General features: G+C 56.0%; 17 protein-coding genes. 7 read left to right on the forward strand and 10 right to left on the reverse strand.

Translation table 11 applies throughout. The annotated features are described in order from the left end of the window. The first annotated feature begins 55 nt into the window (after positions 1–55). Positions 56–727 carry an MOSC domain-containing protein gene (locus tag GFS31_RS16400; protein WP_225907464.1) on the forward strand — a complete coding sequence of 224 codons (672 nt, stop codon included), beginning with the start codon at positions 56–58 and terminating at the stop codon, positions 725–727. Between the two features lie 14 nt (positions 728–741). Here the strand turns inward: GFS31_RS16400 and GFS31_RS16405 are convergent, their stop codons facing one another. Together GFS31_RS16405 and GFS31_RS16410 are read right to left on the reverse strand one after the other, a co-directional pair. Beyond that, on the reverse strand, positions 742–993 hold the full coding sequence (locus GFS31_RS16405; RefSeq protein ID WP_263974859.1) for a hypothetical protein: 252 nt from the start codon (positions 991–993) through the stop codon (positions 742–744). A gap of 93 nt (positions 994–1,086) precedes the next feature. Further along, complete coding sequence (locus GFS31_RS16410) at positions 1,087–1,326, reverse strand: hypothetical protein (RefSeq protein WP_225907465.1); 240 nt, start codon at positions 1,324–1,326, stop codon at positions 1,087–1,089. Positions 1,327–1,514: 188 nt separating this feature from the next. Here GFS31_RS16410 and GFS31_RS16415 point away from each other — a divergent pair, with 188 nt between their 5' ends. Further along, positions 1,515–1,961 (forward strand): CopD family protein, encoded by a 447-nt coding sequence (locus GFS31_RS16415; RefSeq protein WP_198805840.1) that lies wholly within the window; start codon positions 1,515–1,517, stop codon positions 1,959–1,961. A 60-nt stretch (positions 1,962–2,021) separates the two neighbouring features. On the opposite strand, the gene GFS31_RS16420 is transcribed toward GFS31_RS16415, so the two are convergent. The 3 genes from GFS31_RS16420 to GFS31_RS16430 form a co-directional block, all read right to left on the reverse strand. Further along, complete coding sequence (locus tag GFS31_RS16420) at positions 2,022–2,885, reverse strand: type 1 glutamine amidotransferase (RefSeq protein WP_198805841.1); 864 nt, start codon at positions 2,883–2,885, stop codon at positions 2,022–2,024. 49 nt (positions 2,886–2,934) lie between these two features. After that, entirely contained in the window at positions 2,935–4,251 is a 1,317-nt protein-coding gene (locus GFS31_RS16425) for a Mur ligase family protein (RefSeq protein WP_198805842.1), read from the reverse strand. 103 nt (positions 4,252–4,354) lie between these two features. Then, on the reverse strand, positions 4,355–5,422 hold the full coding sequence (locus GFS31_RS16430; protein ID WP_198805843.1) for a potassium channel family protein: 1,068 nt from the start codon (positions 5,420–5,422) through the stop codon (positions 4,355–4,357). 233 nt (positions 5,423–5,655) lie between these two features. Between GFS31_RS16430 and GFS31_RS16435 the strand changes: the two genes are divergently transcribed. Continuing rightward, the gene (locus tag GFS31_RS16435) at positions 5,656–6,351 is read left to right on the forward strand and encodes a zinc metallopeptidase (protein WP_198805844.1); all 696 of its coding nucleotides are present in this window, start codon (positions 5,656–5,658) and stop codon (positions 6,349–6,351) included. Positions 6,352–6,563: 212 nt separating this feature from the next. After that, a complete protein-coding gene (locus tag GFS31_RS16440; protein WP_198805845.1) occupies positions 6,564–6,902 on the forward strand; it encodes a hypothetical protein in 339 nt (112 codons plus the stop codon). A 190-nt stretch (positions 6,903–7,092) separates the two neighbouring features. On the opposite strand, the gene dnaG is transcribed toward GFS31_RS16440, so the two are convergent. Next, entirely contained in the window at positions 7,093–9,054 is a 1,962-nt protein-coding gene (dnaG, locus tag GFS31_RS16445) for a DNA primase (RefSeq protein WP_198805846.1), read from the reverse strand. Positions 9,055–9,212: 158 nt separating this feature from the next. Continuing rightward, positions 9,213–10,487: an FAD-dependent hydroxylase gene (locus tag GFS31_RS16450; protein WP_198805847.1), complete on the reverse strand. Its 1,275-nt coding sequence runs from the start codon at positions 10,485–10,487 to the stop codon at positions 9,213–9,215. 341 nt (positions 10,488–10,828) lie between these two features. Here GFS31_RS16450 and GFS31_RS16455 point away from each other — a divergent pair, with 341 nt between their 5' ends. Beyond that, on the forward strand, positions 10,829–11,851 hold the full coding sequence (locus GFS31_RS16455; RefSeq protein ID WP_198805848.1) for a DNA-methyltransferase: 1,023 nt from the start codon (positions 10,829–10,831) through the stop codon (positions 11,849–11,851). A gap of 8 nt (positions 11,852–11,859) precedes the next feature. Here GFS31_RS16455 and GFS31_RS16460 read toward each other — a convergent pair whose 3' ends face one another. From GFS31_RS16460 to GFS31_RS16470, 3 genes are all read right to left on the reverse strand, one after another. Beyond that, on the reverse strand, positions 11,860–12,741 hold the full coding sequence (locus tag GFS31_RS16460; protein ID WP_198805849.1) for a hypothetical protein: 882 nt from the start codon (positions 12,739–12,741) through the stop codon (positions 11,860–11,862). After that, positions 12,734–12,958: a helix-turn-helix domain-containing protein gene (locus tag GFS31_RS16465; protein ID WP_198805850.1), complete on the reverse strand. Its 225-nt coding sequence runs from the start codon at positions 12,956–12,958 to the stop codon at positions 12,734–12,736. The genes GFS31_RS16460 and GFS31_RS16465 overlap by 8 nt, the downstream gene beginning before the upstream one ends. Positions 12,959–13,157: 199 nt before the next feature. Then, on the reverse strand, positions 13,158–13,931 hold the full coding sequence (locus tag GFS31_RS16470) for an SDR family NAD(P)-dependent oxidoreductase (protein ID WP_198805851.1): 774 nt from the start codon (positions 13,929–13,931) through the stop codon (positions 13,158–13,160). A 68-nt stretch (positions 13,932–13,999) separates the two neighbouring features. Between GFS31_RS16470 and GFS31_RS16475 the strand changes: the two genes are divergently transcribed. Next, positions 14,000–14,944: a phosphoribulokinase gene (locus tag GFS31_RS16475; RefSeq protein WP_190495048.1), complete on the forward strand. Its 945-nt coding sequence runs from the start codon at positions 14,000–14,002 to the stop codon at positions 14,942–14,944. A gap of 329 nt (positions 14,945–15,273) precedes the next feature. Next, a complete protein-coding gene (locus tag GFS31_RS16480; RefSeq protein WP_198805852.1) occupies positions 15,274–16,257 on the forward strand; it encodes an acetyl-CoA carboxylase carboxyltransferase subunit alpha in 984 nt (327 codons plus the stop codon). Positions 16,258–16,474: the final 217 nt, after the last annotated feature.

Genomic DNA, 16,474 nt, shown 5'->3' on the forward strand with positions numbered 1-16,474 from the left:
TCACAATCCGGCGAGGAGAAGCTATTTTGTACTCTACTACACCACCGATATGCCCATGACGCTACCCCCGATCACCCTCGTCAGCCTTCAGGTGGGCCAGCCCCAAACCTTGGGTCAAGCCGATGCCACCGACCCGATGGATCACCCTTGGACGACGGGCTTTTTTAAGCAGCCTGTTTCTGGGCCAGTTTGGCTCGGTTCCACCCATTTAGAGGGCGATGGTCAAGCTGATTTGAAAAACCACGGTGGCGTCGATAAGGCGGTGCTGGCCTATAGTGCGGATCATTACGACCTCTGGAAGTTGCACCTAAACTTGCCCCACCTGCCCCCCGGAGCCTTTGGCGAAAATTTCACCATCACGGGACAAACCGAAGCGGAGGTCTGTGTGGGAGATGTTTATGCCATCGGGGATGCCGTTGTGCAGGTGTCGCAGCCGCGCAAACCCTGCTGGAAGCTGGCCCGTCGCTGGCGCATCGCAGACCTGACCCAGCAGGTGTTAGCCAACGGTCGTACGGGCTGGTACTTTCGGGTGCTGCAAACCGGGCTGGTTGCTGCCGGACAAGCGGTGGCATTGCGGGAACGCCCCTGCCCCGAATGGCCCATCACCCGCGCCCACCAGGTCATGCACCACGATTTAAACGACAAAGCCGCCGCCCTAGCCCTAGCCGATTGTGCATTGCTATCCGACAACTGGCGCGACAAACTGCGGCAGCGCATCGGCGGGTAAATCGTGACCCAGGGCTAGGTCATCGCAGGTTCTAGATCGCACACGGGGGCCGTCTGGCGCGAAATAATACGCAAATTATGGGGATAGCGCGGACGCGGATCGCCCTTGAGCCAAATGGGCGGCACCATCGTGGCTTCATAGCCTTCAATTTCATACAAAATGCCGGGTTGTTCGACCAGCTCTACCACCGTGCCGGGTAGATACTCAAACATTTCATCCCAGTCAATCGCAGAGAGATGATCCGTGGAAACGTTATCCATTGCCATCGGTGTTAGCCAATCCTTCAACTGTGAAACGATGTCGAACGGTGGGGTTATGCCAGACGAGCCCAGACAAGATCGCTAACGATGGGCGAATGCCTAGCACCAAAACTCACTGCGATCCAGCACCACTTCGCCATGGTTGGGTACCCACACCACCCAAGCATGGCCCGCATCCCGGCACAGCAGCTTGGCTTCATCGGCGGCATAGGGGTTGGGCGTTTGCCGCAGTTTGACCCAGGTGTCGCGGGTATAGTTGAGCTGGCAGGTGGGGTAGTTCGGGGCGGCGATAGCCCCTGAACCCCAGGACGGCAAAGACTTGAGGACAGGGTTAGCCATAGGAAAAACTCACTTCGCTAAGGGGCAAGACAGCGGGTTCAGGGATCTCCCGGCACCTGTTACGCCTGAAGGTCAAGAAATCCTTTCTGTAGCTGATGATACAGAAATCTGGCTTTGTGAGCAAACGATTACTTAAGTCATGACAAATTTCTTATCATTTTTCTAAAAACAACTTATCGGTACCAGCCATGCTCTTCAAGCTTCTGATCATCCTCCACACCCTCGGCGCAACGGTGTGGGCAGGCGGACACCTGGTACTGGCGGCCACCGTGCTGCCCACCGCCCTCAAGCAAAACGACCCCAAACCCATCCATCAGTTTGAGGAACACTTCGAGAACTTTGGCCTCAGCGCCCTAGTGCTGCAAGTCGTCACCGGGCTGTGGATTACCTGGATTTACTTCCCCGGCTTCCAAACCTTTTGGGCCTTTGATTCGTTTTTGTCGGTCTATATTGGCATCAAATTGCTGCTGTTGCTGGGCACCCTCGCCCTCGCCCTCCACGCCCGCTTTTTCATCATCCCCAACCTATCGGCGGATAACCTCAACTCCCTGGCGTTTCACATTTTGGGCGTCACCACCCTTGCCGTTCTCTTTGTGGTGCTGGGGGCTGGCATTCGCCTCGGTGGGCTGACCTAGGCCCTAGGCATTGCCAAAAGGGACAGCGCTCAGCCGCCGCATCTCCAAAATAACGGTGGCCTAGTCCCTCGTTGGGCCATAGCGAGCGACGGCATAGGCGTGGGCTTCTAGTTCCTCAGTGTCGCTTAGGGGTGGCAGGGTGAGGGTGGGGTCTTGGTATTTGCGGCGCAGGGCAAGGCCGATGAGATAATCCGCAAAGTGAGGGTTTTTGGGCAGCAGCGAACCATGCATGTAGCTGCCAAAGACGTTTTTGTAGCGGGCACCTTCGTAGTCGGCAGCGGCATTATTGCCAAAGCCTGCGATGGTTTTGGCGAGGGGTTCTACACCTTCGCCCAAGAAGGTTTGGCCAGAGTGGTTTTCAAAGCCGACTAGGGTTTTGGGGATAGTGTGGGGTGCGCCAGTCCGGGAATCCGTTGTCCGGGCATCGGTCGTCTGGGAATTAGCCGTTTGGGGATCGGCGTAGAGGCTCTGAATGTCCTGGTACATGGCATCGGGAATTTCCGCCACTAGGTTGCCAATGCAGCGCTGTTTAACTTCGGTTCCGGGGGCTTTGGTGTTCACGTTGATGATCCCCAAACCGGGCGTTTCCTGGCCGTTGCCCATCAAAAAGGTGTTGCCCATCAGTTGATAGCCGCCGCACACGCCTAAAAACACCACCCCCGCCTCGGTATCGGCTTTGATGGTGTCAGCCTTGAGCTGATGGAAGTCTTCTACTACCGCCACTTGGTCGTTATCTTGGCCACCGCCCATAAAGTACAGGTCGGTTTGGCCCGGTTTGGGTCTATCGCCCATGGTCAGGGGGGTAATCGTACAATCTATCCCCCGCCACTGGCAGCGCCGCCGCAGGACGATGAGGTTGCCCGTGTCGCCATAGAGGTTGAGGTGGTCGGGGTAGAGGTGGGTGAGGGTGAGGGAGTAGGGCATGGGGGGAGTCGGGAATCGGGGGTCGGGAGTGGGGAATCGGGAGTCGGGATCAGACAATATCCAGGGTTTTGCCCATGAGTTTGCGAAATTCCAGCATGGCGGTGTAGGTGGGCATCACAAAAACGGTGTCGCCGGGGAGGGCGTGGGCGAAGGATTGATCGATGGCGTCCTGGATGGATTCCACGGTGGGGATGGTGGCGGGCGGTTGGTCGAGGGCGTACTTCAGCCGTACCCGCATATCCTTGGCGCGAATGCCGCTGCACAGCACCCAGTCCAAATGGGCCTGGTTGAGGCGTTCCAGTTCGCTATCCCACAGCCAGGAGACATCTTTGCCGTCGGCGGTGTTGTCGTTGATGGCGAGGATGAGCTTGAGGGCGGGAATGTGGCGCAGCAACTCTAGGCTGAGGCTGAAGCTGGCGGGATTTTTCACCAGCAGCAGGCGATAGTGAACGGTTTTGTCGCCCACCTGACGGCTGAGAATTTCTCCTCGGCCAAAGGCGGGTTGGAAGGTCTGGAGTCCCTGAATGGCCAAGTCTGGGGGGAGCCCCATCAGGGTCGCCATCGTCAGCGCAGTGAGGGCGTTGTAGACATGGAAAAATCCAGGGGAGGCGGTGCGGGCCTGGGCAATCTCGATGGTCTGATCCGCGACGGTGCCGTGGATGGCGAAGTCTGTGGTGAGGTCTTCGTTGATGCGGATGTCGGTGGCCTCTAGCCCTGGGGTGCCGGGTTCGCGGTGGTGTAGCTTTCCTTCGTAGGGCAAAAAGCGGGCGTATTCCTCCGCCAGGGAGACAAAATAGGTGGGGTTGGGCAAACCCTGGGTGAGGCGGGAGGTGCGGGGATCGTCGCCGTTGACGACCACCTGGGCCTGGGGGCACTGGGCAATGCCGTCGCGGATCAGCTTTTCGGTGCGGTCAATTTCGCCGTAGGCATCGAGCTGATCGCGATAGAGGTTTGTTACCGCAATCACCTGGGGTTTGAGCAGGGCGGCGATGCGGGGCAGGGTGGCTTCTTCCACTTCCAAAATGGCATGGGTAAAATCCAGTCGTCCGAGGGCGTTGCTCTGTTTCAGCAACTCCGACAAAATGCCCTGGCTGAGGTTGGCCCCGGCTTTGTTCCGCAAAATTTTGATGCCATCCCCTTGGCTCACCATGGCATCGAGCATGGTTTGGGTGGTGGTTTTGCCGTTGGTGCCCGTAATCGCCACCACGGTAGGGATTTGCTGCACCAGCACCCCCAGGGCAAAGGGAAAATACTTACCGACGAGGTAGCCCGGTAAAGCCGTCCCCGATCCCCGCCCTGACAGCCGCAACACCACGGTCAGCACCTTGGCAAAGGCCACAATGGGAATCAGCAACAGTTGGTTCATGGCAGACCGCAGGGTACCGGGACTTCCCAACGACGGGGAATATTCTGTCCAAGGTACCGCAAAGGTATCCCCCCCGATCAGCCCATCCTGAAATGGAGAAGGGCTAAGCCTTGAGGGGGCTGAGGATGTGGCTGAGGCGGCGCAGTTGTTCGGTGGCTCCCATGCTGATGACCAAGTCCCCTGGGCAGAGCAGAGTATCGGCGCTGGGGCCAACGATCAGGTGATTATCGGCGCGGCGAATAGCCAAAATCAACGCCCCTGATTTCTTGCCCAGTTGGGCTTCGCCTAGGGTGCAGCCAATGATGGGGCAGGTGGTGGGGGTGAGCAAAAATTCTTCTACATAAACGGTGCGGTCGGATCCGGTGAGAATGCCGTCGATGAAGTCTACCACCTGGGGCCGTAGGGCCGCCGCCGCCATGCGTTTGCCGCCGCTAATGTAGGGCGACACCACCACATCGGCCCCGCCCCGCTCCATTTTTTGGATGGCCTCTTCGCTGCTGGCGCGGGCAATGGTGCGAATGGTGGGGGCCAGGGTTTTGGCAGACAGCACGGTATACAGATTCTCGGCATCGGAGGGCAGGGCTGCCACCAGGCATCGCGCCCGCTCAATGCCCACTTGCAGCAGCACTTGGTCTTCGGTGGCGTCGCCTTGGAAAGTCATGTAGTCAAAACTTTGGGCCAGTTGAATCGAGGCATCGTCGGAATCCACCACAATGAAGGGCACCTTTTCCGCCGTAAATTCCAGGGCAATTTGCCGTCCAGTGCGCCCAAATCCGCAAATAATGTAGTGACCCGTAAGAGATTCCATAAATTTCCGTCGTTTTTGTAAGCGCAGGCCCGCCTGCAAATGCCCCTGCACAATAGACTCTGTGAAGTTGTTGAGGATGTAGGCGATCACCCCCACCCCCGCCAGCAGGAAGACCATCGTGAACAGCCGCCCCCGCGCCGTCAGTGGGTTAATTTCCCCAAAGCCCACCGTAGTGAGGGTAATCACCGACATATAGATAGCGTCAATCCAGTCCCAGCCCTCCACATATTTGTACCAAAGCGCCCCTGTCAGCAAAATCAGCGCCAAGGCCACCCCCCCCCGCATCAAGTGACGGCGAGAGCGACGATAGTTTTCTTCGATGGCTCGTTCAGCGTAGCGAAACCGTTTCAGGCGATCAGCCATAACCCTCTATGTGACAGCGCAACCGCAATGCTACGCCGCATAAATTGTAAAGGCTGATGTTAGGGGTAGCTTGACCGCCACCGTAAAGGGTGGATTAACATCCCCCCAGGGTCGATGCGACCGCCCTACCGCTTTTAGGGGCGGCTGGTATGATTTCAGTAATTTCTCAATGGCCTCGTTCTCAGCAACCGGGCCAGTCGCCCCATTCCCCTACCCCGTTCTGAGTACCCCCTATGTTCTTCGATCCTATCTATCTTGTGCTGATGATTCCCGGCATGGCCCTGATGTTCTTGGCCCAAAGTAAGGTCAAGGGCACCTATCGCCGCTATTCCCAAGTGCAATCCACCATGGGGATGACCGGAGCCCAGGTCGCCCAAACTATCCTGTCCAAGAAAGGTGTCAGCGGCATCCGCATCGAGCCTGTTGCCGGAGAACTCACCGACCACTACGACCCCAGCGCCAAGGCCGTGCGCCTGTCTGAGGGCATCTACAACTCCACCTCCCTCGCCGCCGCCGCCGTGGCCGCCCACGAATGCGGCCATGTTTTGCAGGATGTGGAGGGCTACAAATTTATGAACCTCCGCGCCGCCCTGGTGCCCGCCGTAAACCTGGGATCTCGCCTCGGCCCCATGCTGATTATGGCGGGTCTGATTCTATCTAGCGCGAGTCAGGTCTGGTTAAACCTCGCCTGGGTTGGCATCTTCTTCTTTGCGGCGGTGTTGCTGTTCCACGTTGTCACCCTGCCCGTCGAGTTTGACGCCTCTGGCCGTGCCCTGCGCCTAATTGACGAACTGGGCATTCTGCAAGGGGAAGAAAACAAAGGAGCCAAGGCCGTTCTCAGCGCCGCCGCCCTCACCTATGTGGCCACGGCCTTCTACGCCGCCCTCAACCTGCTGTACTACATCATGTTGGTCAACCGCCGTCGCTAGACCTCAGTGAGGTCGCCCATTGTCTCCACTGGTGGGTTAGGTTACTCATGGCTGGGCCGAGCCCATTTTTCTGGGCTGGACTACCCTCAAAGGCCACACCAGACGGTCAAACCTGCGGGTTCAAGAGGTCGTTTCACGGCCCGATTGGGTACCCTAGGCAAGAGTCGCCATCTGTCTAGTCAGTACTGATCCTTCAAACCCATCTCATCACCATGCGAGCCTTCAACTATCTCTTGGGCCTAGCGCTTATCCTGCTGGGCATCTATTTTCTGGGCAAAAATATCATTTTCACCACCTCTGCCTATCCCTGGTGGCGGGGCATTGCGGCTGATCTATCGGTCATTTCCCTGTGCATTGGCGTCTTTGCCCTCGTTTTCCTCCCGCCACCGATGCGCCCCTTCGGTTGGGTCGCCGTCGCCTTTGGCGTAATCTGCGTTTTTGCCAGCAGTCGGGCCATTCTCAACCCCACCAGTCTGTGGCAATTTTTTGTGTCCCTCATGGCCATGGGGTTTGGCTACAAACTTCTCTCCCGCCGCCGATCTTTGTTTTGAGGCAGCAGGTTAAGAAGACCGCTTTAGCAGATAGCTTTTGAGCAGACGGCTGGGGGAACGGTGAAATCTCCGCCATCGCCCTCTCTCAGAGCCCATCCCCGGAGCTAGCGCATCGTTCTAGGATATTGGGTGTTGCGGCTGCCTTCTCAATCGGCCCCAGCCTATTCACCCCAGCATCCAGATTTTTGGTTTACCGATCCAGCGAATCATACTGTTCGCCCATCCAGGGTTGGTTTGCGAGGTCTTCAAAGGTGACTTGACGTTCCTTATCCAGGGCTTCGATGCGGCGTTTTTCGGCGTAGATTTGGCTTTGGTAGTAGGCGAATTGTTCCGAATCGGCGGCGCAATCGGTCTTTTCCCAGAGGTTGAGAAAGTGACGATAGCGCTTTTCGCAGAGGTTTTTCTCCATGCAGGCGGCGGCGGCACGGATGATCAGCGGGGCACGAATCACGTCCCGTTTGGTCTTTTCACTGAGGTTGAGCAGGGCTTGGAGGTGAGGATTGGTGACTCCGGCATCGGCAAACTGGTTGCGGAGGATGCCCACCAAATCGGCAGCAGACGAGTCTGGGTAATCAGGGCTGGGCGTTAGCAACCGCTGCATTTGTCGCCACAGGGCGCGATGGTGGGAGTAGCTGAATTGCAAATCGCGATCTTCCAAAACCTGGCGGATTTCGTCGCGGCTGGTGGGGTGATGGAGGAACACGCGCAGCAGGGCGGCTTCGGCTTGCTCTAGGGAACTGCCGCTGGCGGTGGCGCGGGGCAGGGAACGGGCCGGGGGCGTATCGCTGGAGGTGGCGCGGCGTTGGCGGCGCACTTGGGTAATCAGGTTTTCCGCCAGCAGGGGCACCAGGCGGCTGTCGCCATTGCTGAAGATTTCGGCGCAGTAGCGGACGTAGTGGGTGCGGGTGTCGGCGTTGGCAATGTCGCTCAGCAGCTTCACCACAGATTGGGTGGTTTGCTGAAACTGGTCGGCCTGCCGCAGGTCTTTGCCCTGGATTAGGTTGTGGATTTGCCAGTCGATCCACAGGGGCGCGTCGTTGACCAAATCACGGTAGTCGGCGGGGCTGTGGTGGCGCAAAAATTCGTCCGGGTCTTTGCCGTCGGGGATGTTCAGCACCCGCAGTTGCACATCGCCGCGATAGGCCATTTCCTCCACTTCGCCGATGGCCCGCTGGGCGGCCTTCACCCCGGCGGCATCGGCGTCAAAGTTCAGCAACACTTGTTTGGATTCGGTGTAGCGCAACACCTGGCGCACCTGGGCGGCGTTGATGGCGGTGCCCAACGCCGCCACGGCGTTTTCAATGCCAGCGGCGTGGAGGGCAATCACGTCAAAATAGCCTTCCACCACAATGGCGCGATCCTGTTTGGCGATGGCGGCACGGGCCAAATCTAGGCCGTAGAGGGTTTTGCCCTTGTCGAACAGTTCCGTATCCGGCGAGTTCAGGTACTTGGGTTTTTCGTCGCCGAGGGAGCGCCCGCCAAAGCCAATCACCCGGCTCTGGGCATCGCGGATGGGGATCATTAGCCGTTCTCGGAAACGGTCGTAGTAGCCCTCGCCCTTTTTGCGCGGCACGATCAAGCCCGCTTTTTCGACGAGGTCAACGGGATAGTTTTTTTGCTCAATGAGATAGTCGTAAAGGGTTTGCCAGCCCCCCGGCGCAAAGCCCAGTTGAAATTTTTGAATCGTGGCGTCTTCTAGTTCCCGTTTGTCCCGCAGATAGGCTAGGGCTGCGGCCCCATCGGTTTGGTGCAGGGCGTGTTCATAAAACCGGGCGGTGAGGGCCAGAATTTCGTAAAGCTGTTCCCGCAGGGTGAGCTGGCGCTGAAGTTCCTGACGCTTGGCGGGTTCCAGGGTGGTAACGGGCACCTGGTAGCGCTGGGCCAAATCCAGCACCACATCGGCAAAGGAGCGCTTGTTCAGCTCCATCAAAAACTTGAAGGCGTTGCCCCCCGCCCCACAGGAAAAGCAATAGTAAAACTGCTTGCCGGGACTGACGCTAAAACTGGGGGATTTGTCCTCGTGGAAGGGGCAAAGGCCGACGAAATCCTTGCCCTGCTTTTTCAGCACCACATGCTGCGACACCACATCCACAATATCGACGCGATCCCGTACCGCTTCGATGGTGTCGGGGTGAAGACGAGGGGTGTCCATGGGCGGGATGATCTGGGGAGGCTAGACGGTGACGCGGATCGCAACCGCCAGGAGGCCGGAAAGCCAGCGGTGCCCCTAGTGTAGCCCGCTTTTTTGGGCAACGGCGGCACTCTCAGCCATAGCTAGCTGAGGTGCGTGGTTGACGTCAGCGTTGTGACCTACGTGTCATCCCGAACCTGGCGACCTTGCAGGGCTAACTTGGGCACTCGGCCTAGGCGTCCGGTCATCAATCGCAGGGCGAGGTGGCGCAGGGGAGAAACGTGGTTCAAAACCCACAACCCTAGGCGGCGCAGGGCGACGATGGGCGGAATTTGGTTAGAAAAGCTGCGGGTGAGGGTGTCGGTAAAGCTGAGGATGACCCAGTTTTCCCAGCGTCGCCAGCGTTCGTAGCGGCGCAGGACGGTCACGGCACCCAGGTCTTCACCCTTTTGGTGGGCAGCGGTGAGGACTTCTGCGAGAGCCGCCGCATCCCGAAGACCCATGTTTAAGCCCTGTCCGCCGACGGGGTGGCAACTGTGGGCGGCATCCCCCACCAGGGCGAGGCGGGGCTGAATGTAGCGGTCGCACTGCATCAACTGCACCGGGAACAGGGCAGGCGGGGTGAGGCGCTTGAGCTTGCCCATGTGGGAACCGTAGCGGCGTTCTAGCTCGGCCATAAATTCTGCTTCGGGCAGGTTCAGAATCGCCTGGGCTTCTTCATGGGGCGATGTCCACACCACCTGACAACGGCCACCGGGCAGGGGCAGGATGGCGAAGGGGCCGCTGGGCCAAAACCGTTCGTAGGCGGTGGCTTGGTGGTCGCCCTCTGGTTCCAAAACGGTGGTGATGCAGGACTGCCAATACTGCCAACCAAAGGCATCGATATTGGCCTGCCGCCGCAGGGGCGACTGTTTGCCATCGGCGGCAACAACCAGGGCTGCCTCCAACGTGCGGGTTCCCTCCGGCGGCGTCAGGGTGCCAATCACCCGTTCCCCGTGGCGTTCCGTGACGGTTAGGGTGGTTTCGCTGAGGTAATGGATATTCGCTGCCGCCTGCACCGCCCCTTGTAGAGCCTCCATCAACACGCCATGCTCGGCCCCATAAAACACCGACTCATCGCCCAAATCCTGGGGCGAGAACGTCACGACTTCGGGGTGGTCGCCATCGGAGAGGCGAACCTGGCGAAAGTGAGAAATTCTTGGCCCCACCTGCGGCCATAGTCCCAGCCCTTTCATAATGTCCGCCGAGGTGGGCGAAAAGGCATAGGCCCGCTGCCGAGAGGCGGCGGCGGCTGGGGTTTGGGCTTCAATCACCGCCACCCGCAGCCCAGAGGGCCGCAACGCCGCCGCTAGGGTTAATCCCACAATGCCGCCGCCCACGATGGCGACATCGACGGTGAGGGGAGATAGAGAGGAGGATGGGGTAGTGGCGGGTGTGGGGTGGGTGGCGGTCATGGGGACTTGGGGAGTGGGGAGTGGGGAGTGGGGAATTGAGAGGGTGTAGGGTGCATCCGTGAAACGATGCACCAACGTCGGGATGCAAGGTCTCTTTATCAGGGCTTCTTTATATTGTGGCGTGGGGCTTTGGGCAAAATCAAGGTTCCAGGGTATAGGGTGCATCCTTAACACGAGGTACCAAGGTCTGCCACCGAAGTGCTAGTTAGTCTGCTTTGCTGCTTGTTAGGTTCTCTAAAGACTCCTGAAGATATGCTGAGTCAAAGATGTAAAAATTCACTTTCTCCTTACCGCAAGGATGGGCAGAACACTTGTTCTTGTGGCCTTGTGGTGTGGTAGTCTTGGCGGCAAGCCTTGGGGTTGCGATGCTCGTGACAGCAAGGTATGATGACTATAAGTACCATGAGCTGCCAAGCATGACTGTCTCCTTAGATCGCATTACTGGGAATCTTCCTCTATTTATGGGGGAAGGCAAAAAACTGATAATTGGGCTAGAAGATATTCATGAAGCTGACTTCAATCAAGCTAACTTTGTTCTAAACGGAGAAGCATTAGAGGTTTTGAAGAATTTTCCAAGCTCGATAGTGCAAACAGTAGTCACCAGTCCCCCCTATTACGGGCAGCGTGATTATTGTGCGGACGATCAAATTGGTATGGAGCAAACACCAGAAGAGTACATAGAGCGTCTTGTTAATATTTTTGACGAGGTGAAGAGAGTTTTAAGAGAAGACGGTACGCTTTGGCTTAACATCGGGGATAAATATATCAATGGTAATCTAGCTGGGCTTCCTTGGAGGCTGGCAATCGCTTTGAAAGAACGAGGTTGGCTTTTGCGCTCTGACATTATTTGGCATAAACCAAATGCAATGCCATCCTCTGTGCAAAATCGTCCAACTACTGATCACGAATATATATTCCTGTTTGCCAAGAACTCAAAATATTTTTATGATGCTGACTCTATCCGTGAACCTCATGTAACTTTTTCGGAAAAAAGCAAAATGAAGGGCGGACGCAACCATCTTGGCAAAGAAGGTGGAACGCCAGAACAGGGAAAAAATTCTGGCAACTCAAATCTTCACCGAGGTCGGTGGGATCAAGCTTTTCATCCTAAAGGAAGAAACAAAAGAACTGTCTGGGAAGTACCCCTCTCTAAGTTTAGAGAAGCACATTTTGCAGTTTTTCCGGAAAAACTAATAGAGCCTTGCATTCTAGCAGGATCCTCCGAAGGTTCAGTTGTTCTTGATCCTTTCTTTGGCTCTGGGACTACCGGGCTTGTATCTCTTATGAAAGGACGAAAATTTATTGGAATTGAGTTAAATAAGCACTACTGTGAAATAGCAATCAAGAGAATTTTCTCGTCCTAGCTCATTTATTATGTGAGAGCGCGAAAAACGTGTATTAAGCTTTCAAGCTTTTGAATTAAAAGGGGCTCTACTTCATTCACTTGATTTGGATTCTTATTAATGTAAATAAACTCTTGACAATCAAGAGTCGATAGATCTCCTGTCCAGGATTCGGCAATCACAATTGGTATACAGTTATATCCAGACTCACTTGCTACAGATATTGCTTTATGAATATCTCTCGTAAATAGCAAAGCATGCCCACCCCCCATTGTTTCACGAGTCTTAACGGGTATCAGAATAGTACCTTGTCCTCCACTTACTTTAACGTCATAAGTTTCACCCCCAATTTTAATTTGCGTCTTATCAATTGAGAGGTTAATTTCATTTTCCTCGAATATATTGCTGAGGCTACGTCGAACAATTTCTTCAAATAAGTTTCCTTTAATGGAGCGGCGACTGCCTTCTAAACGATCAACCATTACTTCAAATATTGGTAGCCAATCCCATCTTTCACTGTCAGGCAAAACACTAGAGGCATACTGTCTAACTTGATTAAGTAGTTCAGCTTTACGTTCGTTTGGTGTTCCACTCAAGTTTTTCAAAAAGCCTTCTAGCCTTTGTACAGGAGCATCTCTAAAAATCCATCCTAACAATAACCACTTAGCTTTATCCTCAGAATACGGACGAGCTATTCCATCGTATAGTTTCAGATCGCTGGGTATCCTTCGATCTAAATACTTCTTAATTGTTGCCTTCGCTCTAGAACTATCATTTTCAACAACAAAGTCATAGAGTTCGGCATATCCCTCTGCTCTTAAAAAGTTAATAAAATCATCAAAAAAAGGCTTATTCAAGTTGGCAACAATTACCAAATCTTTTAGGCGGATATTTTCTGGAATGTTACTCATCAAAAAACTCTCTGGGTGAAACACATAACGCATCTGCAATTTTCTTGATATTCAGAAGACTGACATTTCTTTGTCCACGTTCAACTCCTCCGATATAGCTCCTGTCTAAGTTGCACAAGTGTGCCAAGTCTTCTTGGGAGAGTTTACGGATACCCCTTAGGTAACGAAGACGTTCACCAAATTGTTTTCTGATATCTTTCTCACTAGATACTGCCATGAGTCCAGTAAAGACGATTTGAGGTTTTTAAGTCCACAGACTTTAAGTACCTTATTTTGGATCACAAAGCTGAAGGCACAGGCTAACAACTTCAATGCACCCAACCGCCGAAAAGTTATCTGTGGGAGTTCGAGGTTATCTGCGGCGATTGATTGGGAACAATAGACCGCCGGAAGAACCTTGGGATAGGGGTATTGGCTTAGTGAAAGTAGGACGCGCCGTTGACATCGAAGGTGGCTCCGGTGGCGTGGGGGGCAAGGCCAGCGGCGAGGAAGGCGACCAGGTTGGCGATGTCTTGGGGATCGGCAGGCGCACCCATGGGGATGTCGCGGGTGACGTACTCATCTCCCCGTTCGGCCATCACTTGCTCGATGCGGTCGGTGCGGACGAAGCCGGGGGCAATGGCATAGGCCCGAACACCGTCCTTCGCAAAGCCCTTGGCGAGGGTGCGGGTGAGGCTAATCACACCACCCTTAGAAGCGGCGTAAGGAGCAAATTCTGGGCCATCGCCCCGAAAGGCGGCGCGGCTGGCGAGATTAACCAAGGTGCCGCCGCCCTGGGTTTGAAAGTGGAGGACGGCTTCTCGGCACAGATCCGCCACGGCGATCAGGTTGACCTGAAGAGTTTGCTGCCAAGCATCGGCCCAGATATCCCAGTTTTCCTCAATGGGAGCGGCGGGCATGGTAGCGGCATTGTTCACCACGGTGGCGATTGACCCACGCCACGCCACGGCTTTGGCCCACAAGTCCCTAGCGGCACCGGGTTGGGACAAATCCGTCTGAACTAAATACACCCGCTCGGAGGGCACCCCATGGGCACCGAGGTCAGCGGCGATGGCTTCGGCTTCGGTCTGCCCCTGGCCATAGTGCAGCACTACCGAGGCTCCGGCCCGATGAAGGGTTTTGACGATGGCTTGGCCAATGCCGCGAGAGCCGCCCGTCACCAAAATCGTTTGGTTTGCTAAATCAATCATCGGATTGCGTCCCGTTGGTTCCTACAATGGAATGATTAACTATTGGTTATACAACCCTGGAGGAATGCATGGTAGGCCGTCCAATTATTCTTGGCATCGTGGGCGACAGCGCCGCTGGCAAAACCACCCTAACGCGAGGCATTGCCCAAATTTTAGGCGAAGACCAAGTCACCACCATCTGCACGGACGACTACCACCGCTACGACCGCAAGCAGCGCAAGGAAATGGGCATCTCCGCCCTCCACCCCGACTGCAACTACATCGACATCATCCAGCAGCACCTGGGCCTACTGCGGACGGGACAGCCCATCCTCAAGCCGATCTACAACCACAGCAGCGGCGAATTTGACGCCCCGGAATATATTGAACCTCGCCGATTTGTGATTGTGGAAGGGCTGCTGGGCTACTCCACCCGTGCCTGCCGCGATGCCTACGATGTGAAGGTCTACCTTGCGCCGCCGGAAGACCTGCGGGCCAACTGGAAGATCAAGCGCGACACCCGCAAACGCGGCTACACCCCCGAAGAGGTGATCGAGCAAATCAAAGCCCGGGAGGAAGATTCCGAAGCCTACATTCGTCCCCAGCGCCAATGGGCCGACGTGGTGGTGTCTTTCTATCCCCCCAGCGACGAGCAAAGCACCAACGAACTGATGCTGAACGTGCGCCTGGTGATGCGCCCCACCATCCCCCACCCCGACTTTAGCCACCTGCTAGAGACCAAACACGGCGGCACCCTCAGCGATGCTGTGCGCCTAGAGCTAGATCGCGACATGGGCAAACCTGTGGACGTGCTGGAAATCGACTGCCACGCCACTGAACAACCCGTACAGGAACTGGAGCGCACCCTCTGCGGCGAAATCCCCTATCTGGGCCGTTTTTGCAGCATCGAAGGCAACACCGATATCGGTAAAGTCATCGGCACCACGGGCGAAACCCTGCAAAGCTATCCCTTGGCGCTCACCCAGTTGTTGATCACCTACCACATGCTAAAAGCCGCCAACATCTACGACTAGGTCTTTGGAAATCGGGAATCCTGCCCAATGTCTAACGTTCTAGGGCGTGACCTCGATTTCCAGCCTACTATGCTGTAGCAACCTTCCTAAGACATCTTTTCCCTAGGGTTTTCTCATCTTTCTAAATCGCTTTTCTAGGTCGCTCTCCTGAGTTAGGGATGGGTAGATCGTCCTGGATATTACAAAGGACTGACGAGCGGCGGCATTCACCCTAGGGGGAAGTCCCTACCAAGATTGACAGCAGGAAGGGGAACCCAGCTTGGTATCCTAGAAAAGCCCTAGTTATTCTTGGGCCTTGGTTTCCCTTTTCCTATCGTTTATTGCTGGCTATGGCCCCTAACGAGCGCAAGTCGATTTTGCTGTCCTTTGAAAAGCCTCTTGCAGAGCTAGAGGGACGCATTGCCCAAATCCGCGACCTGGCTGAGAAAAATGATGTGGATGTCTCGGCCCAGTTGCGCCAGCTAGAGGCTAGAGCCGCCCATTTGCGCCAGGAAATTTTCTCCAGCCTCACCCCGGCCCAGCGGTTGCAGGTGGCCCGCCATCCCCGCCGCCCCAGCACCCTAGACTACATCCAGGCCATCACCGACGAATGGATTGAACTCCACGGCGACCGCAGCTCCGGCAAGGACGATCCGGCCCTGGTGGGCGGTGTGGCACGGCTGGAGGGGCGACCCGTGGTGATCTTGGGCCATCAAAAAGGCCGCGACACCAAGGACAACGTAGCTCGCAACTTCGGCATGGCCTCCCCCGGTGGCTACCGCAAGGCCATGCGGCTGATGCGCCATGCGGATCGGTTTTCTATGCCGATCATTACCTTTATTGATACCCCCGGTGCCTATCCCGGCTACGAGGCCGAAGAAATGGGCCAAGGGGAAGCCATCGCCTACAACCTGCGGGAAATGTTTGGCCTGCGGGTGCCGATCATCTGCACCATCATCGGCGAGGGCGGTTCCGGCGGTGCCCTGGGCATTGGCGTCGGGGATCGGCTGATGATGTTTGAGCATTCTGTCTACACCGTGGCCAGCCCCGAAGCCTGCGCCGCCATTCTCTGGAAGGATGCCGGACGTTCCGCCGAAGCCGCCGAAGCCCTAAAAATCACCTCCTGGGATTTGAAAAACCTGGGCATTCTCGATCAGCTTTTGACCGAACCCGTGGGCGGTGCCCATGCCGACCCCATCCAGGCGGCGGACATTCTCAAGCAAGCCCTGGTGGAAAACCTGGCAGAACTGTCGCGGCTCACCCCCGAAGCCCTCCAGCAGATGCGCTACCAGAAGTACCGCAAAATTGGCGTGTTTGCCGAAGCAGCGGCCTAGGATCACAAAGGATACCGGGGTGCAATAATAGGGTATCTGCAAGAATAGCCATCAAAGACTTTTATGGTGGCGATTTCCGAGAGAAGTGCTTTACGTTTGTTAACATATAAACGGGCCTGACCTTGTTTGCACAACCGCCCCGATCCGGGAACGCTAAAGGAAGCGAGCTTAGCAGCCCTCCACCCATAGGTCTCGCCTAGCCCCCTGGTTCGTTCGT

Source organism: Leptolyngbya sp. BL0902 (assembly GCF_016403105.1).
GTDB lineage: Bacteria > Cyanobacteriota > Cyanobacteriia > Phormidesmidales > Phormidesmidaceae > Nodosilinea.